Annotated in this window: 19 protein-coding genes; 11 read left to right on the forward strand and 8 right to left on the reverse strand. The window is 53.3% G+C overall.

The features are described from left to right. Positions 1 to 30: 30 nt before the first annotated feature. From PLD04_05380 to PLD04_05400, 5 genes are all read left to right on the forward strand, one after another. Positions 31 to 489 carry a hypothetical protein gene (locus PLD04_05380; GenBank protein HXK67755.1) on the forward strand — a complete coding sequence of 153 codons (459 nt, stop codon included), beginning with the start codon at positions 31 to 33 and terminating at the stop codon, positions 487 to 489. A 9-nt stretch (positions 490 to 498) separates the two neighbouring features. After that, entirely contained in the window at positions 499 to 936 is a 438-nt protein-coding gene (locus tag PLD04_05385; GenBank protein ID HXK67756.1) for a hypothetical protein, read from the forward strand. A gap of 113 nt (positions 937 to 1,049) precedes the next feature. Continuing rightward, on the forward strand, positions 1,050 to 1,874 hold the full coding sequence (locus PLD04_05390; protein HXK67757.1) for a MoxR family ATPase: 825 nt from the start codon (positions 1,050 to 1,052) through the stop codon (positions 1,872 to 1,874). Beyond that, positions 1,871 to 2,740 carry a DUF58 domain-containing protein gene (locus tag PLD04_05395; protein ID HXK67758.1) on the forward strand — a complete coding sequence of 290 codons (870 nt, stop codon included), beginning with the start codon at positions 1,871 to 1,873 and terminating at the stop codon, positions 2,738 to 2,740. Before PLD04_05390 ends, PLD04_05395 begins: the two co-directional genes overlap by 4 nt. Then, positions 2,737 to 4,635 (forward strand): DUF3488 and transglutaminase-like domain-containing protein, encoded by a 1,899-nt coding sequence (locus PLD04_05400; protein ID HXK67759.1) that lies wholly within the window; start codon positions 2,737 to 2,739, stop codon positions 4,633 to 4,635. The genes PLD04_05395 and PLD04_05400 overlap by 4 nt, the downstream gene beginning before the upstream one ends. Here PLD04_05400 and PLD04_05405 read toward each other — a convergent pair. Both PLD04_05405 and PLD04_05410 read right to left on the reverse strand, forming a co-directional pair. Next, positions 4,574 to 5,452, reverse strand: coding sequence for a 2-oxoacid:ferredoxin oxidoreductase subunit beta (locus tag PLD04_05405; protein ID HXK67760.1), 879 nt, complete (start codon positions 5,450 to 5,452; stop codon positions 4,574 to 4,576). The two genes, PLD04_05400 and PLD04_05405, sit on opposite strands and share 62 nt — an antisense overlap. Then, positions 5,452 to 7,203, reverse strand: coding sequence for a 2-oxoacid:acceptor oxidoreductase subunit alpha (locus PLD04_05410; GenBank protein HXK67761.1), 1,752 nt, complete (start codon positions 7,201 to 7,203; stop codon positions 5,452 to 5,454). Before PLD04_05410 ends, PLD04_05405 begins: the two co-directional genes overlap by 1 nt. Before the next feature lie 122 nt (positions 7,204 to 7,325). Here PLD04_05410 and PLD04_05415 point away from each other — a divergent pair, with 122 nt between their 5' ends. After that, positions 7,326 to 8,111 carry an SDR family NAD(P)-dependent oxidoreductase gene (locus tag PLD04_05415; protein HXK67762.1) on the forward strand — a complete coding sequence of 262 codons (786 nt, stop codon included), beginning with the start codon at positions 7,326 to 7,328 and terminating at the stop codon, positions 8,109 to 8,111. On the opposite strand, the gene hisS is transcribed toward PLD04_05415, so the two are convergent. Next, entirely contained in the window at positions 8,092 to 9,390 is a 1,299-nt protein-coding gene (gene hisS, locus PLD04_05420) for a histidine--tRNA ligase (GenBank protein HXK67763.1), read from the reverse strand. The two genes, PLD04_05415 and hisS, sit on opposite strands and share 20 nt — an antisense overlap. A 28-nt stretch (positions 9,391 to 9,418) precedes the next feature. Here hisS and PLD04_05425 point away from each other — a divergent pair, with 28 nt between their 5' ends. The 4 genes from PLD04_05425 to PLD04_05440 all read left to right on the forward strand — a co-directional run bounded on the left by PLD04_05425 (position 9,419) and on the right by PLD04_05440 (position 15,002). Beyond that, positions 9,419 to 10,588, forward strand: a complete 1,170-nt coding sequence (locus PLD04_05425) for an alanyl-tRNA editing protein (GenBank protein HXK67764.1) — start codon at positions 9,419 to 9,421, stop codon at positions 10,586 to 10,588. A gap of 57 nt (positions 10,589 to 10,645) precedes the next feature. Continuing rightward, positions 10,646 to 11,137: a ferritin family protein gene (locus PLD04_05430; protein ID HXK67765.1), complete on the forward strand. Its 492-nt coding sequence runs from the start codon at positions 10,646 to 10,648 to the stop codon at positions 11,135 to 11,137. Then, the gene (gene metG / locus PLD04_05435) at positions 11,134 to 12,753 is read left to right on the forward strand and encodes a methionine--tRNA ligase (GenBank protein HXK67766.1); all 1,620 of its coding nucleotides are present in this window, start codon (positions 11,134 to 11,136) and stop codon (positions 12,751 to 12,753) included. The genes PLD04_05430 and metG overlap by 4 nt, the downstream gene beginning before the upstream one ends. Positions 12,754 to 13,034: 281 nt before the next feature. Then, the gene (locus PLD04_05440) at positions 13,035 to 15,002 is read left to right on the forward strand and encodes a dockerin type I domain-containing protein (GenBank protein ID HXK67767.1); all 1,968 of its coding nucleotides are present in this window, start codon (positions 13,035 to 13,037) and stop codon (positions 15,000 to 15,002) included. A gap of 163 nt (positions 15,003 to 15,165) precedes the next feature. Here PLD04_05440 and PLD04_05445 read toward each other — a convergent pair whose 3' ends face one another. Then, positions 15,166 to 16,323: an O-antigen ligase family protein gene (locus PLD04_05445; GenBank protein HXK67768.1), complete on the reverse strand. Its 1,158-nt coding sequence runs from the start codon at positions 16,321 to 16,323 to the stop codon at positions 15,166 to 15,168. Then, positions 16,320 to 16,571, reverse strand: a complete 252-nt coding sequence (locus PLD04_05450) for a Trm112 family protein (GenBank protein ID HXK67769.1) — start codon at positions 16,569 to 16,571, stop codon at positions 16,320 to 16,322. Before PLD04_05450 ends, PLD04_05445 begins: the two co-directional genes overlap by 4 nt. Positions 16,572 to 16,612: 41 nt before the next feature. On the opposite strand from PLD04_05450, the gene PLD04_05455 reads away from it, so the two are divergent. Beyond that, on the forward strand, positions 16,613 to 17,635 hold the full coding sequence (locus tag PLD04_05455) for a glycosyltransferase family 4 protein (GenBank protein HXK67770.1): 1,023 nt from the start codon (positions 16,613 to 16,615) through the stop codon (positions 17,633 to 17,635). Here the strand turns inward: PLD04_05455 and PLD04_05460 are convergent. From PLD04_05460 to PLD04_05470, 3 genes are all read right to left on the reverse strand, one after another. Then, positions 17,581 to 18,456, reverse strand: coding sequence for a PHP domain-containing protein (locus PLD04_05460; GenBank protein ID HXK67771.1), 876 nt, complete (start codon positions 18,454 to 18,456; stop codon positions 17,581 to 17,583). The genes PLD04_05455 and PLD04_05460 overlap by 55 nt on opposite strands. A 69-nt stretch (positions 18,457 to 18,525) precedes the next feature. Then, the gene (locus tag PLD04_05465; protein ID HXK67772.1) at positions 18,526 to 23,829 is read right to left on the reverse strand and encodes a cohesin domain-containing protein; all 5,304 of its coding nucleotides are present in this window, start codon (positions 23,827 to 23,829) and stop codon (positions 18,526 to 18,528) included. Next, complete coding sequence (locus PLD04_05470; protein HXK67773.1) at positions 23,826 to 24,290, reverse strand: cohesin domain-containing protein; 465 nt, start codon at positions 24,288 to 24,290, stop codon at positions 23,826 to 23,828. Before PLD04_05470 ends, PLD04_05465 begins: the two co-directional genes overlap by 4 nt. Between the last annotated feature and the right edge of the window lie 4 nt (positions 24,291 to 24,294).

Below are 24,294 nucleotides of genomic sequence, written 5' to 3' on the forward strand. Positions count from 1 at the left end.
GATGTGTATATTAGCCCAGAGGAGGACGAAATGAAACGAACCATGATCCTAGTATTTGCACTCTTCATTATTACAGGCCTTATGGTGGCTCAGGATGAAGCAAACACGATTATTACCCAGGGGCAGTTTGCAGTGAAACTCACTGAGATCCTGAAAGCTCAGACACCGGAAGATGCAATTGATGAACAATCCGCGATTTCCTTTATGGAATCGGTGGGTGTTGCTCCTGTGGATGGCTGGAATATCTCAGCTTCTTTAACCGAGGGCGTCCTCTCCCAGCTTGTAAAGGTTGTGGGTGTCCAGTATTCACCGATCGATGCCAATGCATATGTAACCGTCGCTAAGGCCAATATTATCCTGCGGCGTTATTCCAAGATGTTCCGCGAATACTACCTGGTTCATTACAATGCTGATAACAGTACTAATTCTGAGATCGTGGACGATGGTGCGGTTCCCGCTCCAAGTGTGAGCCCCGGCCAGGTCCAGTAACAGATTTTCATGTTGACTCATAAAGGGTGGGGGATCATTCTCCCACCCTTTTTTCTTCTTCTTGTATGCTCATTTCTTTCCTGTGGAAAGGAAACACCGGAAGAACGTGTGACAAGCATCCGCAAGGGGTATGACATCAAATTAAACGGGTGGAACTATACGGAACAGGGGGTCATACTCGATATTGTGGTCACCCGCTCTGTAAAGGAAACTCTGCCCGGTATTACCGCTGAACTCTATCACTTTGATGCCAACAACCAGCAGATTGCCATGATCCCCGTCTATATCAAAACGGAGGCAATTCCCTACGGCGTCAGTGCGCAGATGTCCATTCCGCTTCCCGATCTAAATCTCAAGGATGATGAAGGACTCGGGTTAAAGTACTTTCACTACCCCACTCAATCTCAAATCAACCAGTACAAAGAGTACAGGGAGCCGAATCTCTGATCGAGCAGCGAGAGATTTTACGCAAGCTTACTGAGAAAATCGGGGACATCCTCCAGGGAAAACGTGATGTCATTCAACGGGCCCTCATTACACTCATTGGTCGTGGCCACCTGTTGATTCAGGACGTACCGGGAGTCGGGAAAACACTTCTCGCGCGTTCGATTGCCACTTCGCTTCATCTCCAGTTCCAGCGGATCCAGTTTACAGCGGACATGATGCCCTCCGACATTACGGGAGTAAGCATCTTTGATCCCAAGCGTCAGGAATTTTCTTTCGTACACGGGCCGGTATTCACCCATATCCTTCTTGCGGATGAAATCAACCGGGCAAGTCCAAAAACACAATCGGCTCTTCTCGAAGCCATGAACGAGGGCGCAATTACTGTAGACCGCAATTCCCATCCTCTACCCCGACCGTTTTTTGTTATAGCCACACAGAACCCCATTGAATTTTCCGGCACCTACCCATTACCGGAGTCACAGCTTGACCGTTTCATGATGTGCATTTCGGTTGGATACCCTCCCGAAGATGTCGAACGTCGTGTTCTTCTCATGGAGCCAATGGATCAGGTTCTTTCAGGAGTGACCCCGCTTTTGGACAGGGACGATGTGCTTCGCCTCCAGGAAGAGGCCGGAAAAGTTTTCGTTGACGAAAAGCTCCTGACCTATATCATGACTCTTGTCCAGCACACGAGAACCCACCCCGACATCATGGTGGGTGTTTCGACACGGGGCGCACAGAACCTCCTTTCTGCATCCCGTGCCCGTGCCCTGCTCCATGGTCGCGGATATTGCATCCCCGATGACATAAAGGCCCTTGTCGTCCCTGTTTTTGCCCATCGGATTCTTCCCCGCCACTTCCGGGATTCACTATCTGAAACCGAAACGACGACCCGGATTCTCCAGGAGATACTTTCCAAAACAGAAGTTCCGGTATGAACATCTGGTGGGCCAGGCGGACAACAACGGGAGGCGCATACGTCCTCTTTCTCATCCTCGTGACAGGTGCCGCGGTGAATACGGGGAATAACACACTCTACATCACAGCAGCAACCATGATGGGAATCCTGCTTGTATCCGGATTCCTCTCCCTTCTTGCGATTACAACCGCCAGGCTCGGTCCCCTCAAATACACAGAACTCTTTGCTGAAGAGACGGGGACGATTTTTGTGCGAGTCGAAAACCGGCGAAGATGGTTTCCGCTTCAGGGATTATTGATCAATGGGCAACCTGTGGACCCTATTCCTTCCCGCGGTGAGTCATGGGCGCCCGTTTCGGTAACCTTTTCAGAACGTGGTTCCGTCTCATCTCTGGAACTGACTGTCACATCGACCTATCCATTCGGATTTTTTCTTCGCGAGCGAAAAATTCGAATGGAAAGTCCAATTACGGTTTACCCTCACCCCATCCCCGTCTCTCAATGTGACGCCTTGCTCTGGAAGGGAACAGGGGAGCAGGTTTCAGAAGCGCATCTGATGGGAGAAAGATACTATCGAGGCTTGAAACCTTTTCATCCGGGCGAGGATCCGCGAACGATCCACTGGAAGAAAACAGCTCAGCAACAGCGCTTTATCGCGAAGGAGTACTCCTTCCTTCAATCTGGAAGAGCCATCTATATCCTCCCGGTCGAAGGAGGAAGGGAAGAGTTTGAGCGTTCGGTCTGCAGGGTAACCTATTGTATCCTGAGAAACCTTAGAAGGGGACGCGCCGTGGGTATTCAGTACAGGGAGGATTCCATCGAACCCGGTACAGGTCTCGTTCATAGACAGAGGATCCTGACCTTCCTGGCCCTTGTTCAACCATGAAGAGCATTCTCCTTCTCTCGGCGTTGCTTCCTCTTCCCCTTCCCTTCAGCTATGTAATCCCATGGTGGATGCTGGTCGGGTACGAATCCATACTGCTCTGGCAATATCTTCGGCCGCATCGTGGAAAATCCTATCTAATCCTCTCCTCCGGCAGGGTAAACTTCCTTTCCGGATTGAATCTCGTATTCTTCTTTATTGATGCTCTCCTTTTCTCCCAACATCTCATCCAGGTGGCGGTGCACCTTACGCTGGGACTTCTTCTTGTAAAGATTTTATCCATCCAGTCGCGGCGCGACTACCACCAATTTCTTATTCTCTCCTTCTTCCTCTTTCTATCCGCCATGGCATCGGCCACCCACGTTGCTTCTGTCCCCTATTTCCTGCTGACTCTGGGAGCGTTCCTGAACCTGTTAATGGACTGGTCGCAGCCGAAACTGATTCGAAAGCGGACGATTATCACTTCCACGTTACTTGCGTCCTTGCTCCTGGGTACGCCCCTCTTTTTTATCATCCCTCGCTTGAAGAGTGCCTATGTCAAAGGATTTACCCGGACGACAGAAATGACGACGGGCCTTTCCGATACCATTACCCTGGGATCGATTACTTCCTTCCGTGACGATTTCACCCCCGTACTTCGAGTCTTCCCCCGGGATGGCATCGAACCGGGGCAGTCTCTCAGGCTAAGAGGCATCACCTTCGATTTTACCGACGGTTTGCACTGGGAACAGAGAGCGCTAAAGCTCATCGCAATCCATCCTCCATCAAGGCGGCTCCGTACCCGTCGGCCCGACATGGAGATATTTGTTCACACTGAAGCCCTTCCCCATCTCTTCCTCCCCTATTACACGGTCGAGACTTCCTTCCCTGTTCCTGTCAACCGTTATGCAGATGGCACCCTCATGGTTTCCCGGGGATTCACCTCGCCCTTTTCATACGCATTGAATCTGGATTCCCGAAGCCCACTGGTTCAGGACCGCAGCGATCCGGAAGGATGGAAACAGCTTCCCCTGAACCATGTCAATTATCACTTACTGGCCGATGAAATCCTTGGTGTGGAGCCACTCGACCCTGGCGTTACGGCACGAAGTCTGGAAACCTACTTTCATAGAGAATTCCGTTACTCACTTCAACCTTCTATTCCAGAAAACGTTGACCCGACCGAATATTTCCTTCGAAATTCAAAGGAGGGACACTGCGAACTTTTTGCCTCCTCCATGGTCCTTCTTCTGAGGGCCCGTACGATCCCCGCCCGTGTCGTCGGCGGTTATCTCGGTGGCGAGTGGAATGCCGTACAGCAGCACTTCATTGTGCGTCAGAGCAACTCTCACGCATGGGTGGAGGCATGGGTCGGTGAGGAATGGCGGATGTATGATCCCACACCTCCCGAAGGTCAGCCTCAGGTTCAACGTACCGTTGGCGGTCTGTTCCGGGGAATCCTGGACACATTCAATTATCTGTGGGATCGCCATGTTCTTCCCTTTGGACGATCAGAGCAGATTGAGCTTCTCTTTCGCGTTCGTCATTTCCTCAGAGACCTTCGCCCCTTCCTGGTTCCGATCACACTATCGCTGCCTGCCCTGGTAATCCTCTATGTTGCCGGCCGATTGTGGCAGAAGGGGTATCGGTTCCAGCTGTTACTCTATCGCTCTCTCCGCAAAATAGCGGCAAGATCTTCCGGAAAAGCGGCACGGGCCATGGGTCCTCAGGAGGTCGCAGACCAACTTTCCAGAATCCTGCCCGAACGGAGAGAGACAATCGAACGATTTATCCGGGCGTATCACCAGTCTGCGTTCTCCAATGATCGCGGGAAAGGCTACAGATTCCGGGAGGCGTTTATTCTTCTTTGTCGTCTTGCAGGGGCAAGAAAATTCTCCGGAGGTCATCCTCCGTCATAGCCCCGTCTTTCTGTGCTTCCGCAATAACATAATCGTAGGCATCGGAAAGTACCAGCCGATCTTCCCGGTACAATATACCGAGGGCAATACGGTCTTCCCGGCTGGCGACGGAAAAGGCCTCTACCTTGTTGGTGGGATCGAATGATTCATCCACTTCATAGGTAATCTCTTTATAGAGCTTGAATAGCTCCCTTCCTCGATACGTCACACAGGGAGAAAGAACCTGAATGAAAGAAAATCCTCTGTGCTCAATGGCCTTCTTCATCAGATCCTTCAATAGCTTTACGTTACCCGCAAAGGCCCGGGCTACAAAAGTCGCCCGATAGGAGATTGCAAGCACGGCGGGATCAAAGGGATGTTCTGGATTTCCATAGTAGGATGACTTCGTTTTAAGATGGAGCGGAGATGTAGGGCTGGTCTGTCCCTTGGTAAGACCATAGATCCCGTTATCCATCATGATATACGTGATGTCCACATTTCTTCTGCATGCGTGGGGAAAATGTCCGGCTCCGATGGCAAGGCCGTCCCCATCGCCACCCGTACCGATCACGGTCAGTGCAGGGTTGGCCAGCTTGGTTCCCTGGGCAATGGGCAGGAGCCGTCCATGGATGGAATTGAACCCGTAGGTTTTAATATACCCTGGAATCCTGGAGGAACAACCGATCCCCGAGATCAGGGCAACATCCTTGGAGTCAACTCCTATTTCCGCCAGGGTATGGTAGAGGGCGTTCAGGACTCCAAAATCTCCGCATCCTGGACACCAGATGGGATCGAGACCGGATTTATAATCTGACCAGAGGTGTTCATTTTCGCTCATCACAGCTCCTCCTTCAGGCGGTCGTAGACTTCCTTCACAGTGAGAGCCCTGCCGCCGGGGATCGCATAGGTGCCGATCTGATCTTTATCACAGAGATAGTAGGTGCGAATGAATTTAAAGAATTGCTGATTCCAGGAGGTTTCAAAAACAACAAATTTTTTAAGAGGTCGAACCATCTCATCAAAGTGAGCATAGTTCGGGGGATAGATAATCTGAGGAACAACGGCTTTGACTTTGTGCCCTTCTTCATTAAGACGAAGGACGGCTTCCTTCAAAACCCCCTTACTGGATCCCCATCCGACAGCTCCAATTTCCGCATCTTCCGGTCCGTAGTGACGGATATAATTCAGCTCACGGCGTACGGCATCAAATTTTTTGTATCGCTTTAACGTCATCTTCTTGTGGCATGAGTACATTGCAGAGGGAGATCCCTTTTCATCGTGCTCGATTCCCGAGGCAAGGTACATTCCATCGGCCATTCCGGGTATGGCCATCGGGGATATGCCGTCTTCCGTATCTTTATATCGTAAATAGGGATTGAGATCTTCCGGACCCGGGTGTAGACGCTGTCCCTTATTCACGAATCCTCCGGTAAGATCTCCGAAGGTCACGGTTTCATATCGATGGCCGATCAGCTGATCTGACAGTATAATGACAGGCATCTGGTACTTTTCCGCCGCATAAAAGGCTTCTACCGTCGTGTCGAAACAATCCTGCACATCGGCTGGTGCCAGTACAATTTTGGGAGCATCGCCATGGGTTCCAAAAACAGCCTGGAGAAGATCGGCCTGTTCTGTCTTTGTGGGAAGGCCCGTTGAGGGACCTCCACGCTGGACACTGGCGATTACAACGGGAATCTCCGCCATGGAAGCCAGGCCGATTCCTTCCAGCATCAGGGAGACGCCGGGACCGGAGGTCGCTGTCATAGCTTTTTTCCCCGCATAGGAGGCACCGATACAATGGCAGATCGCGGAAATTTCATCCTCGGTCTGAATCATCATTCCACCGAACCTGGGAAGATACTGACTCATGAAGTGCATGATTTCACTGGAGGGTGTAATCGGGTAACCGGCAAAGAAACGGCATCCGGCCCAGATGGCCCCCAACCCAATGGCATCATTCCCTGTGAGGACAAGCTTTGGCTCTCCCCGGGTGTAGGACAGCTTATAGGATGGATCCAGATCCCCAAAGGATTCACGGGCATACGTCGCGCCTACTTCCAGGGCTTTGAGGTTGGAGGCAATGACAGCTTCACCTTTCTTGAAAAAACGCTTCTGAATGTGCTTTTTTAATCCATCGGGGGAGAGACCAAACATTTCGGCAAAGAGCCCAAGGGCAACAACATTTGCTGCCTGCGGCACCTTCACCTCCTCCGAAGCAAGCCGTTTGAACGGAACCGGAAGGAGACGCTGTGTCGGCTTGACCTCAAAGGGGAACTGATCCACGAGGGGGTCGTCATGCTCATAAAGGATAACGGTGTGATCGTTAAGCATGAGATCCTGCCTGAACTTGGGATACTCACTTAGATGAAAGACGATCAGGACATCGCAGGTATCTCCTGGACTCAGAACCTGATCTTCACTCATACGGATCTTTGTAGAACTTTCACCACCGCGAATCTGAGGACCGAAGCTCTGAACGTTCATAGCATACAGCCCTTCATAGGCTGCTGCATCGATCAGCATCGCACCCGCGGTGACGGCACCCACCCCTCCGGCCCCTACAATCCCAACCGTCAAATCAGATTTCATGCTTGACCCCCCCTTTGGTGTCACTAGATCAGCCTCAAAGGATAACATAACGGCAGAATAATGCAAGTGCGACATGGATTCAAATGCCTTTTGCCCGGCACCGATCATGCTAGAATACCCCCATGGCCATCATCCTCGTTACAGGAGCTTCCTCCGGAATAGGGGAAGCGTTCAGCCGCCAATCTATTGAGCGGGGAGACAACCTTGTCCTGGTAGCCAGAAGATCAGACCGGCTCCTTTCGATTCAGGAAATGGGTGAAAAAAAGGGGAGCCGGGTACTCCTTGTTCCCGGAGATGTGCGGAATGAGAACTGTCTGCACGATGCTGTAGACCAGTGCCTGACTGAATTCGGAACTCTGGACGCAGCCGTCTCCAACGCCGGACTTGGACTCTTTGGCCCGGTGGATAAACTCTCCAACGAACAGAACCGCACGATGGTAGAAACCAACATCATGGGTACGGTTAATCTATTGCAGGCAGTTCTGCCCCATTTCCGAAGTGTGAACCGGGGACACTTCATGGCGGTAGCATCGATCGCGGGACTCATGGGATATGCAGGAATGGCAGTTTATTCAGGTACGAAATTTGCCGTGGTCGGCCTCATGGAAGCGCTCGCAGGTGAATTTAGAGCTACTCCCATTCGATTTACGGCCATCTGCCCGGGGGAAGTGGAAACAGAATTTTTCGACCATGCTGATCGATCTTCCATGCCCGCAGCGGCCGGTCTCATTCGTCCGCTCAAAGCTGATCAGGTTGCCAGGACTATGATTCGCGCTCTTGCGTCAAAAAAGAATCGAGTCGTACTGCCCTGGACCGCTGCCGTATATGTCCGGTTTCACCAGACTTTTCCCGGCATGAGTCGCTGGGTCTTTTACCGGATCAGCGACCTCATGCGTCGAAGAGACTGAGCTTACCCTTGATTCGCTGATGAAATAGCTCCTCTTTCAGGGATATCTGTTCTCCTGATTTCATATTCTTGATCGTGATCGAATCTTCAGAAGCTTCTGATTCGCCGAGAAAGATGGTAAAGGTTATCCCGGTTCGGTCTGCGAACTTCGCCGCAGCCTTGAAGGAACGCCCGTCGACTTCTTCGATGGCAGTATGACCGGATGATCGAAGAACTCTGGCGATCCGGCCTGCACGGTCTCGAAATTTCTCTTCCGATGGAACCAGGTAATAGAGTTCGCGCTGCAGAATCATGTCACGGAAACTGTTGGGAAGGATATCCACAAGACGATCCTGACCGATCGCAAATCCGACTCCGGGGGTTGTCGGCCCACCCAGTTCCTCGATCAGTCGATTGTATCGCCCCCCGCCCAGCATGGCATTCTGAGCCCCCAGATCTTCGGATACTACTTCAAACACAGTACGGGTGTAATAGTCCAGTCCCCTCACAAGCCGGTCATTCCGCTCATATGCAACACCCGCTCGATCCAGTCCTTCGAGGACCTTACCGTGGTGAATCCGGCATTCGTCACAAAGATGGTCCACCATGGGAGGGAGCTGGGTCACCACAGCCTGACAACCCCGGGTTTTACAATCCATGACCCGAAGAGGGTTGACCGTGATACGCGACCGGCAGTCTTCGCAGAGATCCTCTTTCCGCTGGTCCAGGGCATGGATCAGGATCTTTCGATAGGGAGGCCGACAAACATCACAACCCACCGAATTCAGCAGGACGCGAAGGTGTTCGAAATGGAGAACCTTGAGGTAATCATGGACCATGGTCAACATTTCAACGTCGGCTTCCGGAGTTTCACTCCCCAGGATTTCCGCACCGATCTGATGAAACTGGCGGTATCGTCCCTTCTGCGGGCGTTCATACCGAAACATGGGGCCCAGATAGTAAAGCCTCTGCGGATGGGGTTGCACACGAAGACCGTGCTCGATATAGGCGCGGGCGACCGAGGCGGTTCCCTCGGGACGAAGGCAGATCGATCTTCCCTTCCGGTCCTGAAAAATATACATCTCCTTGTTCACAATATCCGTTCCCTCCCCTATGGAGCGAACGAAGAGTTCAGCCGGCTCAATCACGGGATTCCGAATTTCCATATATCCGAATGTTCCGAAAACCTCGTGAGCTTTCCTCTCCACAGCCTGCCACAGGCTGCTGTCCGGCGGAAGAATATCCCGGGTTCCCTTGACTGCACTGATCTTTTCCTTTGTCCGGCTAGCATGTGAATCCACGAATGTCCTCCTTTGCTACAATAGCTGAATGGACGCCCTATTCTATCAGAATCCTGAAGCTAAGCAGCTGACTACAAAGATCATCACCTCAGGCAAGGATGAACGTGGTTCCTATGTAACCCTTGATGAAACCCTTTTTTACCCTGAGGGCGGCGGTCAACCCGGTGACCGCGGCACGATAAATGGTGCAATAGTCACGGATACACAAAAGATTGACGAAGAGATTCGACACTATGTGAACCAGCCGATCCCGGTCGGACCCTGTGAATGTCATCTCGACTGGCCTCGACGTTTCCGGTTCATGCAGCATCACACAGCCCAGCATCTGTTGACGGTCCTCGCGGACCGTATCATGGGATGGCGTACGCTTTCGTTTCACCTGGGAGAGGCACAGGCAACACTGGATCTGGGGGGAGATGCCATCGAACCCTCCCGTCTGGAAGAGCTGGAGGATCTGGCTAATTCTCACATCCTGAAAAATCTGCACGTTTCCACCCGGTGGGTGACCGGGGAAGAATACCAAACCATGGAGATCCGGAGCCGGCTCCTGCCGGAGGGATTCTCTGGACAGGTACGAATTGTTTCGATTGAAGACCTGGATCAAAACACCTGCGGGGGTCTCCATGTCGCTTCACTGGGACAGGTCCAGCTACTTCGGCTTCGTGCCGGAGAACGGATCAAGGGTGGGCGGCGTGTCCTGTTCTGGGCGGGAGGTTCCGTCCTTCAGGTCGTTCGCGATACAGACCGTCTTCATGAAGGAATTACGGAGATCCTGGGTTGCGGTCCATCCGACTACCTGGAAGCTCTGTCCTCCTGGCAAAGCCAGCGACAGACAGCTTCCAGAACGATCCGGAAGCTTCATGAGACAATTCTCCATTGGTTACACGAGGGTATCCCTGTCTCCGATGTAATTCACCTTTCCGGAGGAGACCCCTCTCTCCTAAGCAGAGCCTCTGAAATCCTTGCAGAGAAACGACCGGGATCCACTCTGCTCCTGATCGGGGATGGAGAGGAAACTGTCTATTTCCTGGTAATCCAGGGAAAGAACTCCACCCGGCCGGCATCCGAGCTCTTCCAGCGAGTCCTTCAGGAAACCGGCGGCCGCGGAGGAGGCAGAGATCCCCGATACCAGGGAAAAAGTGAAGGCAGAGGAACACTGGATCGACTCCTGTCATGGGCATCCACCTGGAAAACCTGAAGCGAAGAGCGCATCCTGTGGTAAAATAATGCCTTACGAAACCGGAGGTTACGAAATATGAACATTCAAGAGCTTATCGAATACGCCATAGAAAAGGAAGTCATGAGCCGCAGAATGTACGAGACGGTCGCAGAGCGGTGCGAGGACGATGAAGCGCGCATGATGATCCTCCAGCTTGCCGGTTTTGAGGCGACCCATATCGACATCTTTACCAGGGCGTTGGAACCGGAGATCAAGAAACTAAGCTTTGATGTTCAAAATTTCATCAAGGATTGTGAGATTCGCCCTTTCAGGCTCTCGAACGTGTTTGATCAATCCGCCCTGGACCAGGCCGGCCTCGAGGAAGTTCTCAAAGTTGCCAGGGGTTTCGAAAAATCCATGTCCGAATTCTACGGCTCCATTGCCGACACCGTACCGGGAGAAACCATCAAATCCATGGGGAAAAGGCTCGCCGGTGAGGAGCTGGGGCATTACGAATACATTTCCCGAATCGAAGGAATTCTGGGCCTTTCATCCGATGTACACGACGAGGAATTTCACGCACAGTGAAGAAAACCGTCGTCACCTCCGCTCTTCCCTATGCAAATGGTCCCATCCATCTGGGCCACATGGTGGAGTACATCGAGACGGATATTTATGTTCGATATCTGAAATCGAGGGGCGAATCGGTAATCTATTGCTGCGCCGACGACACACATGGTGCTCCGATTGAAATCAACGCCAGGAAACAGGGAATAACTCCAGAAGATCTGATCAACCGGAGTTACCGGGAGCATCAGCAGGATTTTCACGACTTCCACGTGGACTTTGACTCTTTCTATTCTACGAATTCACCCGAAAACAAGGAAATGTCCGACCTGATCTTCACCAGGCTCCGGGACCGCGGGGATATCTATACAAAAGAAATTGAGCTGACATACTGCAATCAATGTGAGCGTTTCCTTCCGGACCGTTATGTCCGGGGTACCTGCCCCCGCTGTGGCGCGACGGATCAATACGGTGACAACTGCGAATCCTGCAACAGCACCTATCAGCCCACGGACCTGCTCCATGCGACCTGCGCCCTGTGCGGATCCGTACCCACCACCAGGACTTCCGTTCATTACTTTTTCAAGCTGACGAATTACGCGGATCGGCTTCGAGAGTTCCTGACAAACAAACTGATTATTCAGGAAAATATAAGGAATTTCTGTCTTCACTGGATCGACGGCGGGTTAAAAGACTGGGATATTTCCCGTGATGCCCCCTACTTCGGGTTTCCCATCGTGGGAGAAACCGATAAGTACTACTATGTATGGCTGGATGCTCCCATCGGATACATCGCTTCAACCAAGCACTACTGTGAACAGCGGGGGCTGGATTACGAAGATTACTGGACCCGGGATACGGGCAGGATCATCCACTTTATCGGGAAAGACATCATCTATTTCCACTTTCTTTTCTGGCCCGCCATGCTTATGGGGGCCGGGTTTCAACTTCCCGAGGCCATCCACGTCCATGGGTTCCTGACGGTCAACGGCGAAAAGATGAGTAAATCCCGCGGGACCTTTATCACAGCCCGTCAGTATCTGAATGCCCTGAATCCTGATTATCTTCGGTACTATTACGCCGCCCACCTGGGAAACAAGGTCAGCGACGTCGATCTGGACCTGGAACACTTCCGACAGATGGTCTCAGGGCAGCTTGTCGACAATATTCTTAATCTGGCCAACCGGGTGTTGAAATTCACGGCCAGCCGTCTCGATGGAAGATTGACGGCCGGAGCACTCCCTCCCTCTCCTGACAGGGTCGGGGAAATTCTTTCGTCCATTCAGACCCATTATGCCGAGCTGGATTTCAGTCGCGTTGTACGGGACCTGGGGGAACTGGGCGATATCGGAAACCAGTTCATCCAGGAGACCCAGCCCTGGTCCCAGATTAAAACCAGTGAGGATGAGGCGCGAACAACGGTATCCCGTGCCGTAGACCTTCTGCGGCGGATGGCAATCTGTATGAGTCCCATTCTCCCGACAACAACGCAACGGCTTTTCTCCCAGATGAACTCACCCGTGCAGACGCTTCAGGATTTGGATCACACATTTTCAGATCACCGGATCGGAACGCCGGAGCCGCTCCTGCCCCGGATCGATAAAGTCGACCTCATTTCCAGCGAAGAAGGCTCCTGACAAAGAACTGATGTAAAACCATCACACTTAAAAGTGCACATACAATTGAGCAATAGGGCATCGTTGGGGGTAGCGGACTATCCCGATGATAGCGCTGCAAGCCTTCTTTTTTTACACGATCAGTGTTCAACTGAATTATATCCTTCTGTCAAACTACGGGTGGACTACTCCCCTTGATTAAATGCGCGCAAACTATTGTTCGGTATGGACGGATTTGAAAACACGAACGTAGAATCTTGATCAGTTATTGGGAAGGAGGTCAATATCATATAATAGTAAACATGCGCATCCCCAATAGGCAGGGACACATTGGCTTAATAATTTTATTTATTTGCCTTCTTCCTGTTTTGCCAAATGAATTATTCTCACAGATTCCTTCCCAGCCGGGCTGGCCTGTTGAGGTGACTAACAATGATACTGGCTCATTATTGATTGCCGACTTTAACGATGATGGAACCAAAGAAATACTCGGGATGGGGAAAACAAACACTTTCCAGGACAAGTACCTATACATGTTCAACCCTGATGGTACGATTCTTCCCGGGTTCCCTGTAATTTCAGACGCATATAGAGTCGGAAATCCTATAGCCTTCGATTCTGATGACGATGGCACTCTGGAATTCGTGATTTCCTACGACGGACTGCACATGTTTGATTTCCAGGGTAACGAACGCTGGTATATACCCCATGATGGGCCGATCTTCCAATCGAATTATGTACCATACAATCTGGCAGCCGCTGATCTAACGCAGGACGGAAAGCAGGAAATTATTGTCACGTGCACTGACGGAGGAGGTATTTTTGTCTTTGACTCTGATGGGAACTTGCTGCCCGGGTGGCCAGTGGTAATATCGGCCCTTCCAGGCTGGACACCGCCCGGAATGAATTATTCGGCAACGATTGGTGATTTAAATGGAGACGGGGAACTCCAGATTATTGTCGTGACCGTTCAAGGGCACATCATCTGCTTGAAGCCCAATGGACAGTTTTGTCCTGATTTTCCAATCCTATATTCAGCACCAGGAGCGATTGAAAAACCTATACTTTTCGATCTCACAGGTGATGGAAAATTAGAGATTCTAATATCCAATCGTGGTGAAGACGAAGTTTGGATCCTGGATTATATGGGAAATCAGCTTAACACACTGCCCTTGATAGCAACAGAAATGTCTTTTGGAGATCCCAATCAGGATGGAATCATGGATCTGGGATTTCGAGCCCAGGGTGGATATCACCTGATAGAAACCAGCACTTTCACTGATCTACCAGGATTCCCCATCAACCTTAGTGGAACACCCTGGGAGAATTGGGCTTTCAGACGAGCGAACTTCGTAGATCTAACCGGTAATGTTCAGCAGGAGCTTCTCTTTGGTTCTTCATACAGTAGTTTTGTTCCCGATGGACAAATGATGGCGTTTGATCTGAATGGATCCATGATCCAGGATTTTCCAATCGGCCCGCTCTACCATAGATCTACTGGTGGGGCGTTCTCAACGATCAACGATCTTGATGGAGATGGGGATGTTGAGTTTTGTATTGGATCTGACAATTCGGAGTATATCATCCCACGGGGATCCACGGTCTATTGCTGGGATTCTCCGCAACCCTACAATCTGGATAACATAGACTGGGCGATGGAAGGGTTTGACATGCGGCATACGGGCCGGTGGAGAAAGCTCTACCACATTGACAGAACCAACAGCCATCTTGCCTTCCCGGACTGTTCCTCCAATCCCTGCGTCCTCTCTGCTGACGGATCTTTGCATGATGTGGTTATCACCGCAACCCGCCAGGCCGATGGCACGCATCCATCAGGACAGGATGTACGGTATTCCAGGACTCCGGGTTGCGGTGAATATGTGGGTCCCGTTCTGGATAACGGCGACGGCACTTACACCAGACAATTACAGGCACCTTCGTCCGATTGCACAACTGGCCTGCATGCCTGGGTGAACGAATTTAAACTGGATGAAAGCGTTACGATCCACTTTGTTGACTGCACTGCGGATCTAGGGGACGTAAACCTTAACGGTTCGATATCATCTCTTGATGCCGTACTGATTCTGCAAAAGGTCGTCGGAATGATTTCGTTTAATGACGATGAGTATTGTCGGGCGGATGTGAATGAGAATGGGACTATCACCAGTTTAGACGCTGCTTATGTATTGATGTGCACAGCGGGCAATTGCACCAGTCTTCCAACGATTAACTTCCAGGCGGCTTGCCAGAATCACGGGAACTGTATATGAATTTGTTTTTTGCAAAGGTTGTTATGATTTATTTTTCACATCACTGACGTTGTCAGAAAAGAAACGATGGAAAGCGCTATTAAGGAGTTCACCCGGAACGACTGATTTCTGCTCGATGAGAGGACAAATATCAAAGGGCCAGGAAATAGTCCCCGGCCCCTCGTCATTTATCCCTGATCGCTCCTATTACCAGGAGCCCGACCGGTTGAGTTTCACTTGATTTATCAGATGCAGTACCAGAATCTTCATCCGAAACAAGATAGAGCGTGGACGCCACCAGGGTAAGCATCAGCACCTCCGTGTCCCCGAAGTTCCATTCAAACAACCCGGCCAGGGTAATTCCGACCAGAGAGGCAATCGAGGCCAGTCCTCCCCAGGTTCTGCGGCGGCGCCACCCCAGGAAAATGACTGTCCCCAGAAAAAATCCATAGGGCAGCAGTCCAGCAAGTCCACGTTCGGCAGCAATCTGAATCACGTTATTGTGGAGATGGGGGATTCTGAGCCGGGTAGACCACGGTTCCCGATAAAAAGGATAGACCTTTCGTGCCATATCCGGCCCTACACCTGTGAGCGGATGGTCCAGGAACATTCTTGTTCCTGCCACCATCATGGCCAGCCGATCATTGTTGGAGGGGTCGCTGAGATCGAAGAGGGATCGGACCCGGTCCCGGTGAGGGCCGGGAAGAAACAGGACCACGATAAATAGGATCAATATCACCAGGGCGGCTTTACGCCTCATGGAAACCACGATCACCAGAAATCCCGCAGCCAGTCCCACCCATGCGTTCCGTGTCAGGGAAAGGATAACGGCGACGATGGGAAGGATGATCCCGGCCATCGCTGCCCAGCGCAGGATTCGATCCTTTTCTTTCAAGGCAGTCACGGTATTGATCAGAATCAGGATCACGAGAAGACCCGCAAAGGTCATATAGTGAGAAAGAGGTCCCCGGATTCTCCAGAAGGGCTGGCCCGGAACGACAAAGGCATACTGCAGAAAACCCCAGGCAGCCAGAGCAATCCCCATGAAGACAAAGACCCACATCAGGGCGCGCTGTCCCATTTCACGGGCGTATATGGCTGAGAGAGGAAATACAAGGAAATTGAGAAGATCTTTGCTGGCATGGAGGGACTCGATGGGATGAGCGCTTGTCGCAATCGAGGCAACCGAGGCCATGACATAGGCAATCAGTGCCACGAAAGGAGGATCCATTTTCCAGGATCGGCGAACCGCAAGGGTACAGAAAAGCAAGATTCCCCAGGTGATATTCGCCAGAGCAATGAGGGGAATCGAAAGAATAGCCGCCAGAAAGAGCGGATTCACGGAGTTTCGGGGGGCAGCTCCACTGCGTCTTCGATGAGAAGAACGGGGATATCGGAAACCACAGGGTATACCTTACGGCACCGGGAGCATCGAAGTCCCTGTTCCACGACAGGTTCCTCATCACGAAACCTGGGGCGGTACCGTTCGATCAGCTGCTGACAGAGGGATTCGGGAAGCGGTAGAAGTTCCAGTCCCACCTTGCAGGCCGGGCAGGCCAGAATTTCCAGAAAATCCGCGTCGAGGCTCATTCCTACCTCCTTATATCTTTCCTATGGTAGCATATTTCCCTATGGTTTCGAGGATTGTGCATCTCGTTTCAGGGAAGCGTTTTACGGGAGCGGCATCGGTAGCCCTGTCGTGGCATGAGGCCCTTCGCCACAGAGGGTTGGAGAGCCGGTTTCTCTACATGGGAGGCTACACACTGGAAGAAAAACTCCGGGGCAGACAGGACTGCATTCCCTACCCCGGCTATCATTCCATATCCCGCTTTGTAACCCGTGAAACGAAAAATGCTCTGGTCTTCGCGCATATTTCCCAGGACCACTGGTTCCTCTCTCTCCTTGCCCGCAAGTCCGCAAAGCGAATCCTGGTTTTCCACCGTCCTGCGGCTGTCAAAACCGATTGGATCCATCGCAGGATATATCAGAGATGTGACGCCGCGATTCCGGCTTTTCCAGGGACAGTGAACCTTTCCTGCCTTCCGGTTCTGCCCTGGATTCCCCCCGCCGTGAACACCGACATTTTCACCCCGGGAACCCAGCCTCATGATCCACCGGTGTTGGGCACAATCGGGAAACTGACCCGTGATCGGCATCATGAACGATTCATCTACCTTCTGGATAACCTGCAGCGCCGAGGTGTCCCTTTTCGTGCAAAGGTAATTGGAAAAGGCCCTCACCTTTCCTTCCTCATGGAAGAGACGAATCGGTGCGGTCTTGACCCGGTGTGTTCCTTTGTGGGGTACCACGAAGATGATGCCCTTGCAAAAGAACTGGGCACATGTGACCTCTTCATCTGGTGCATGCCCGGATCACAGGGATCTCATCGGGCTCTGCCTGAAGCCATGCTCTGTGGATGCGCCGCAGCGGCCTTTCCCATGGAAGGGCTTGAACCGTGGATTGAGGATGGAAAAACCGGGCTCCGGCTGAGCTCCCATATGGAAGAAGCGGCTGATAAGCTCATTCCGTGGCTGCAGAATCGTGAAAGTCTGAGGATCCTGGCCGAACAGGGTCGTAGTCGGGTCCTGGAGAGGACGAGCTACGATTCGATCGCCGATCGGATAGAAGAGATCCTCTCCAAAATCGAGACATAGTAGGACTGCGGAATCCTCAACCCACCCCGGCCCAGTCCCGGAAGGATACCCGGTTTAAGACGACCATGGAAATCACTCCCGCCGCATGGAAGGAGACCGTGTCGCCTGGCAGCCGAATCAACCCATTTCACAAAATCTTCTGAATATTCACTGTACCGGGTTTCGACAGCATCGAGACCCTGCCCGACGGCATAGGCTAAAAAGGATTCGAGCTGATCCTCGGATAATCCCAGAAAGTTTGGGTGGCAGAGGACACTCACACCCCCGTCTTTTCGAATCAGCTGAATGGCCTCGGCAAATCCAAGTCGTTTCCGATTCACGTAAGCAGGTTTCCCGGTATTGAGGTATCGTTCAAAGGCAAGATCAAGGTTCTTCACATGCCCGGCCCGAACGAGGGCTGCAGCGATGTGGGCTCTTCCTGCAATCGGTCGGGACAGAATCCACTCCCGATCCCGACTACCGATCGGAACGCCAAGATCAGAGAGCGCATGGATGATTTTTCGATTCCGTGCATTCCTGCTCTGTGCAAGTCGGTCCAGAGTCAGGGCCACATGCCCGTTCAACGGAATCCCCAGGCCAATCAGGTGGATCGAGCGGGGAATTCGGGAATCATTCGTGGAAAGTTCTACTCCGGGTAGAATCTCCGGATTGGAAAAGGAATTCATTCTTCCCGACCAGGAAGCCCAGCCGTCGAGGGTATCGTGATCGGTGATGGCAATGGCAAAAAGACCCGCGGCCGCGGCAAGTCGATGAAGCTCGGTAAGATTGAGGGATCCATCGGAAGCTGAGGTGTGACAGTGCAGATCTACGTAGAAATTCATGGCAGACTACTATAACAAAAAAAGGGAGAGGCCAGTGGCCTCTCCCTTTGACTCACAAAGAAAGGATCTTCAGGGTGTCACAAAGATCGCGTCACCGCTGAGGTTATCCACAACGGACAGATAGGGAAGAACCTGTCCCTGACCGCTCACCACGGTAAATCGGATGTACCCGTTGTTCAAAAGCTCATCCCCGTAGATGATCCGGACGATCTCGTTAAACTGCCTGTTTTCATGGATCCCCATTCCGAATCCATACGAACCAAGGTACGTGCCATCGTGATCGAAGAGTTCGATCAGGATCACGGCGTCTCCCAGTCCGATCTCGGAGAACCCGAGGTTGGAACGGAAATCTTCATTCTGGGTGAGATGGATCAGGTAACCCATCGTCCCGGATTTAAAGCTCTCATCGGCCATCGTGGGCATTACACCCTGTCCATAGGAACCGACATCAGCCGTCGTATAGGTGCGGCTCATGGCCACTACGCCAGAGGGTGAGGTCAGGGTCAGGACACCATAGGTATCCCCGACCAGCGTAAAGAGCTGCTGGAGAAAGTTCTCCGACATGTACACCTTCTTGCTTTCCAGGCTGATATTGGCTGCAAGGGATGTGGCTCCCGTTGTGTAGGTTACGGTAACATCCTGGGCCGTATCTGCCGGATTGAAGATCCGAAGTTCCGTTCTCCAGCTGGTGTCGTTAGCACCCGCGGCCTTGGCGGCAACGGGGACGATCAGCTTTTTCATGTCTTCTGCATCGAAGATCTGGGCCGGGATATACACTGCATCGCCGGAATCCTGATCGATCATCGAAGCGTAGGCCAGTATGGCACCCGCACCTGTCACGGTAACTTCCGCGCGGGCAACGGGAACTTCATCCGTGATTCCCAGGTCGTTAAAGATGTCGACCTGGAAATGTCCCATGGGATAGAGAGGATAGGCTCCCGATCCCAGGTAATTATTCTGGTCATCGTAGAGTGTCACGTTGGCCGTAGCTGCCTGCCCGGTAACTTCGACGAAGCCGACGTTGGTGCGTCTCGTCTCCGTGGAGGAGAGCATCACGAGGTGGGCCGAATCGGCCTGTCTCGCCTTGGCATGCTGCGCGCGGGCAGGTGACGGCATATTCAATGCCATCGATTTGCTCACGGCGGGGATAAACTGCCCGTAGCTCCCCGTGTCGGAGGTGGTATAGGTCCTCGTTGTGACGTAGACCGGATCGTCCGAAGTGACGTGGAGAGCACCCGCCATGTTCGAGACACCGAACATGTTGGTCAGCATGTTGTCCATCATCATCTCTTCATGGGTTGGAATGGTCCCGTTGTAGACATAGGGGCTGGTCATGCCATCCGTATCGGAGGGGATGAAGGTAATCGAATAGGCGATCGTATGGTCCATGGGGTTCAGCATCCGGATATCCGTCTGCCAGTGTGTTCCCCGTGAACCCGAGGTTTCCGCCGCGGCTGCCACAAAGACATCGGTGGCTCCCGTTGGAGCCGCACCGCCGGATGTCGTGAAGTTCCACCTCGGACCGTTCTTGAAGGAGCAGTCGTTAAAGGCGGACACAATCCAGTAATAGGTTGTTCCTGCTTCAAGGTCTGTGAGGGTATAGGTCGTATCCGTAGTGGTCCCCACATACGCCACACCCATGGGAGTGGTGCCGACGTAGACTTCATAGTAGGTCGCGTTGGCCGCCGGTTCCCAGACGAGGGTGACGGGAGGTTCGACACCCTCGGCACCGTCTTCCGGGCTCACATTGGTGAACTGATCGACAGGGGTGCAGGGGGCCCCGGCACAGACGTTGCAGGTTCCGCCGCCGCCACCGCCCGCATCGGCGTCCACGAGAACACTGTCGACTTCCCAGTTCCATCCCCAACCAGTACTGGCATATCGGAACCGAATCAGGATCGTGTTCCCGACATATGGAGTAAGGTCGACGTGAACCAGGTGTCCTGACGCATCATCAGTTGTTTCATAAACCAGATTCGTCCAGGTCGTTCCTCCATCTGTGGAAATGTCAGTCCAGGCATCACCAAGACCTGCCATATCCTGGAAAAAGCAGTTGTATTCAAGGTACCCGGTTGTTGCGGCGGTTAGATCGATCGATGGGGTAACCAGCTCTGTATCCATCGTGGTGCCGTTACCGCAATCATCGGAATTAGCATCGGCCGCCTCCCCCGTGCCTCCCGTTTCGTTTCCACCGCTGAGGTATCCACCCGTGTTTGCGGTCGTATCCCACACGCAATCGCCACCGAGGTTGTTATTCTGCCATCCGGCCGGGGGCCAGGTTTCGAATTCCTCGGAGAGGAGGATGACCTGGCGCTTCTTGGCACCCGTGGGTACATTGAAGGAATCGGTCCAGCTGCCTTCGGTGGCCGTAATTGTCAGGTCGAGCACAATCACATCCCCGCAGGTGAAGGTTTCATCTACCATCACCATATATTCACTGTTGGACTGTGCCGTTCCGCCGGAAGCGGGGATGTCGGGATAGGTGGAGGTGTTCATCATCACTGTGGCTCCCGGGGTCGCCGTGGACATCACGGCGGAGACACCCGTGGCGTCGCCGGGGCCGTTGTTGATCAGGGTAACCGTCAGGTAGAGATACTCTCCAGGATCGGCCACACCGTCGTTGTTTCCGATACCGCCGAAGATGCAGACATCCCGAAGTGCGGCATCGTTGTAGGCCAGGATCGGTGGCAGACAGGACACGGTGAGCGTTCCGTCCACCTCCGTCATCGCCACGTCGTTCACGAGAGAGTTCTGGAGATCGAGGTTGGTAACCGTTCCGTCGGGCGTGGCAAAGCTGATCAGGAGATCAACCGTCGCGATCGTTCCCCCTCCCGCACCCAGGGCGGTACCGGAGGCCGCAGCCACGGAGATATGGTCGGCATAGACGTTGGACATCACCGTAAAGCCGCTGGCAATTCCGGCCGGAGCCGCACTGACACCGGTAATGTAGGTCGGATCGAAATAGAGGTCAAACTGGAAAGCCAGCATCCCGTCACCCTCATCCAGGGTGATGGGAACACTGACCGTGGTTCCGCACGATCCCGCTGAATTCACCACGGTCAGGGTTGTTGGACCGACTGGAGCCGCGATCGTGGTAAAAGACCACTCCGGGGTGATTGCATCCGGAGGACAGCCGTTTGTCGCCACGACAGTCCAGTAATAGGTCGTTGAATTGGCCAGAGGACCTGGATCGTAGGTTGTTCCAGCCACGGTGCCTACCATGGGTGGTGGACTGACCGTTCCGAAGTAGACGTCGTAGCCTGTCGCAGCCGCAGAGGCACCCCAGCTGAGCGTTGTCGTGGTCGGCTGGTCAATGGCCCCATTGGCAGGAGCCGTCAGCGTGAAGGCCCCCGGAGGCGTACACGGAGCGATCGTTGTAAAGGACCACTCAGCCGTGTTTGCATCGGGTGCGCAGCCGTTGGTGGCCACGACGGTCCAGTAATAGGTCGTGGAGTTGGCCAGAGGACCGGGATCGTAGGTCGTTCCAGCCACGGTGCCCACCATGGGCGGCGGGCTGACGGTTCCAAAGTAGACATTGTAGTTCGTTGCACCCGTAGAGGCATTCCAGCTCAGGGTTGTTGTCGTGGCCTGATCGATCGCACCGTTGGCGGGAGAAGCCAGCGTAAAGGCTGCAGGAGGCGTACAGGCAACGCAGTCAATGCAGACCGGGGTCGCAGAAGTGACCGTCACCATGACGTCGTCAACCTCTGCGTAGTAGTCCCATGAAGTCGTGTAATAGTGAAACCGGATAAGAACCGTATTCGAAACGTAGGGCGTGAGATCGAGACTCACGAGTTCTCCCGGCCCATATGCTGAATGATCGGCAGTCCAGGTCAGAAGGTTAGTCCACGAAATGCCTCCGTTGGTAGATATATCCACCTCAAAGGCATCGTTCGCACTGAAATCGTTATAGGCGGCTTGAAAATCGAGGGAAGCCGCCGTAGCTGTCGTGAGATCCAGCGCGGGCGTTCTGAGCTCGGTATCCATCGTCGTGCCATTGCCGCAATCATCACTATCAGCATCCGCACACAATCCGCTCCCACCTGTATAGTTGGTTCGGCCGGTATTGGTATTGCTGTCCCACACACAGTCGCCACCGTTATTCACAATCGTCCATCCCGCCGGGGGCCAGGACTCGAACGCCTCGTCGAGGATCACGGCGGTTGTGGAGCCGACCTCGACCTGGAAGGTCACGGTGTTGGTGTAGGCTCCCGCGTTTGCCGTCACATCGAGGCTGAAATCGATCATCGTACCGCACGCTACTGTTCCCGCAATGTCGAAGACAAAGGCTGTTGAAGAGGCGCCTGTACCCCCACCTGAAGCCAGGTCGGGGAAGTTTGCATTCGGAGTCGTCACGGAGATTCCGGGAGTAATGGAGGAGAGCGTTCCGGCCACACCCGTGGCATTGGCAGCACCGTTGTTGATCAGGGTGACCGTCAGGTCGATCGTCTCTCCCGGATCAGCGGAACCGTTATTGTCGCCCGCACCCCCGAGGGAGCAGGTGTCCGTGAACGACTGGCTGTCGTACTGCACGTCGGGTGCCGCCGCCGCGATGGTTGTAAAGGACCATTCAGGCCCCGTCACGGCCGCGCAGTCGTTTGCAGAGCTGTAGGCGACGACATACCAGTGATAGGTGATTCCATTTGTCAAATCACCAGGAGGGTCGTAGGTACTTGCAGAAACCGTTCCGACAAACAGCGGCGGACTGAAGGAAGATAAATAGACATCCCAGGTATCCGCATTGGGAGTATCCTGCCAGTCCAGGACTGCGGTCACCGCCACATTGGTCGCTGTGTCCGCGGGAGATGTATTTGTTACGGCTCCAATGGGAAGGTTCCCCGGACATGTAACTGTGAGAGTTCCAGGAACGGTTGAAGGCGTTACATCGGTTTCACCCGCGTTCGTGGAATAGAGCTGCCCGGTAGGATCGAGGAAGGAGAGGTTCGTGCTGCTTCCATCGCATGCCGTTGCGATTGCGGTAAATGGAATCAGAACCAGATTTTCATCCGTACCCACTGCAACGGGAGCTCCCGCCGCGGCAATGGGAACGTAGGTTCCAAATCCGTCCGTCAACGGAGCAGATGGACCGAACGCCCACGCGGCAAACAGGGCTCCAGGTGTTGGGATGCCCGGAGTGACCAGGGTCGGATCGTAGTAGAGCTTGAACTGAAAGGCGATCAGGTTGTCCGAGACATCGATCGTTACGGGCACGGATACTGCCCCGCCCCCACAGGTTGGAGACGGAGCGGGTTGTACCGTAAAGGAACGCACGGCCCTGGTCTGAGGTGTACCCAGCATCATCTGGGTATCGGCCCAGACGAGGCCGGTGGCACAAAGTAACGCGAAAAACGTAAAAAGAAGCCGTTTTATCATAGATTTCCCCCGGACGTGTGCTGCAGAGGCGTTTGGAGATCGAGCTCCATGGTTCTGGATTCCTGTGGACGGTCATTGATCAGGACTCGATCCAGATTGAAATTCGTGGATTTCAGGGACCCGTCCTTCACCTTGAAAATCAGGGTACAGAGTACCCCCTCGGATGCCGGAAAGGGTTCCGCCGAGGCAAAGGCGCCCCGGAGGGTTCCCCGGACTTCATGGACGGCATGCATGGCGTCCACTGTGAGGGGTCCCTTCTCCAATCGAACAAACTCGAGGGCCCGGGGATCGAACTTGACCTGAAACTCCGCCGCGGTGGGTGCTTCCGGGAAGGCCATCCTGACAGTCAGGACTACCTGGTTCCCGGGAAGGACCTTCGCAGGAGCCAGATCAATCCCGCCTGCGGCCCAGAGACCCGCCGCAACAGCCAGGGTGAGTAATGTAATCAGTGTGCGCTTCATGGTT

This window comes from Thermoanaerobaculia bacterium (assembly GCA_035593605.1).
Lineage (GTDB): Bacteria > Acidobacteriota > Thermoanaerobaculia > UBA2201 > DAOSWS01 > DAOSWS01.

What these genes read in the sequence shown, in the direction of transcription:
- PLD04_05380 (HXK67755.1), top strand. Translation starts at nt 31, where the DNA reads ATGAAACGAACCATGATCCTAGTATTTGCACTCTTCATTATTACAGGC.
- PLD04_05385 (HXK67756.1), top strand. Translation starts at nt 499, where the DNA reads ATGTTGACTCATAAAGGGTGGGGGATCATTCTCCCACCCTTTTTTCTT.
- PLD04_05395 (HXK67758.1), top strand. Translation starts at nt 1,871, where the DNA reads ATGAACATCTGGTGGGCCAGGCGGACAACAACGGGAGGCGCATACGTC.
- PLD04_05400 (HXK67759.1), top strand. Translation starts at nt 2,737, where the DNA reads ATGAAGAGCATTCTCCTTCTCTCGGCGTTGCTTCCTCTTCCCCTTCCC.
- PLD04_05405 (HXK67760.1), bottom strand. Translation starts at nt 5,452, where the DNA reads ATGAGCGAAAATGAACACCTCTGGTCAGATTATAAATCCGGTCTCGAT.
- PLD04_05410 (HXK67761.1), bottom strand. Translation starts at nt 7,203, where the DNA reads ATGAAATCTGATTTGACGGTTGGGATTGTAGGGGCCGGAGGGGTGGGT.
- PLD04_05415 (HXK67762.1), top strand. Translation starts at nt 7,326, where the DNA reads ATGGCCATCATCCTCGTTACAGGAGCTTCCTCCGGAATAGGGGAAGCG.
- PLD04_05425 (HXK67764.1), top strand. Translation starts at nt 9,419, where the DNA reads ATGGACGCCCTATTCTATCAGAATCCTGAAGCTAAGCAGCTGACTACA.
- PLD04_05430 (HXK67765.1), top strand. Translation starts at nt 10,646, where the DNA reads ATGAACATTCAAGAGCTTATCGAATACGCCATAGAAAAGGAAGTCATG.
- PLD04_05440 (HXK67767.1), top strand. Translation starts at nt 13,035, where the DNA reads ATGCGCATCCCCAATAGGCAGGGACACATTGGCTTAATAATTTTATTT.
- PLD04_05450 (HXK67769.1), bottom strand. Translation starts at nt 16,571, where the DNA reads ATGAGCCTCGACGCGGATTTTCTGGAAATTCTGGCCTGCCCGGCCTGC.
- PLD04_05455 (HXK67770.1), top strand. Translation starts at nt 16,613, where the DNA reads ATGGTTTCGAGGATTGTGCATCTCGTTTCAGGGAAGCGTTTTACGGGA.
- PLD04_05460 (HXK67771.1), bottom strand. Translation starts at nt 18,456, where the DNA reads ATGAATTTCTACGTAGATCTGCACTGTCACACCTCAGCTTCCGATGGA.
- PLD04_05465 (HXK67772.1), bottom strand. Translation starts at nt 23,829, where the DNA reads ATGATAAAACGGCTTCTTTTTACGTTTTTCGCGTTACTTTGTGCCACC.
- PLD04_05470 (HXK67773.1), bottom strand. Translation starts at nt 24,290, where the DNA reads ATGAAGCGCACACTGATTACATTACTCACCCTGGCTGTTGCGGCGGGT.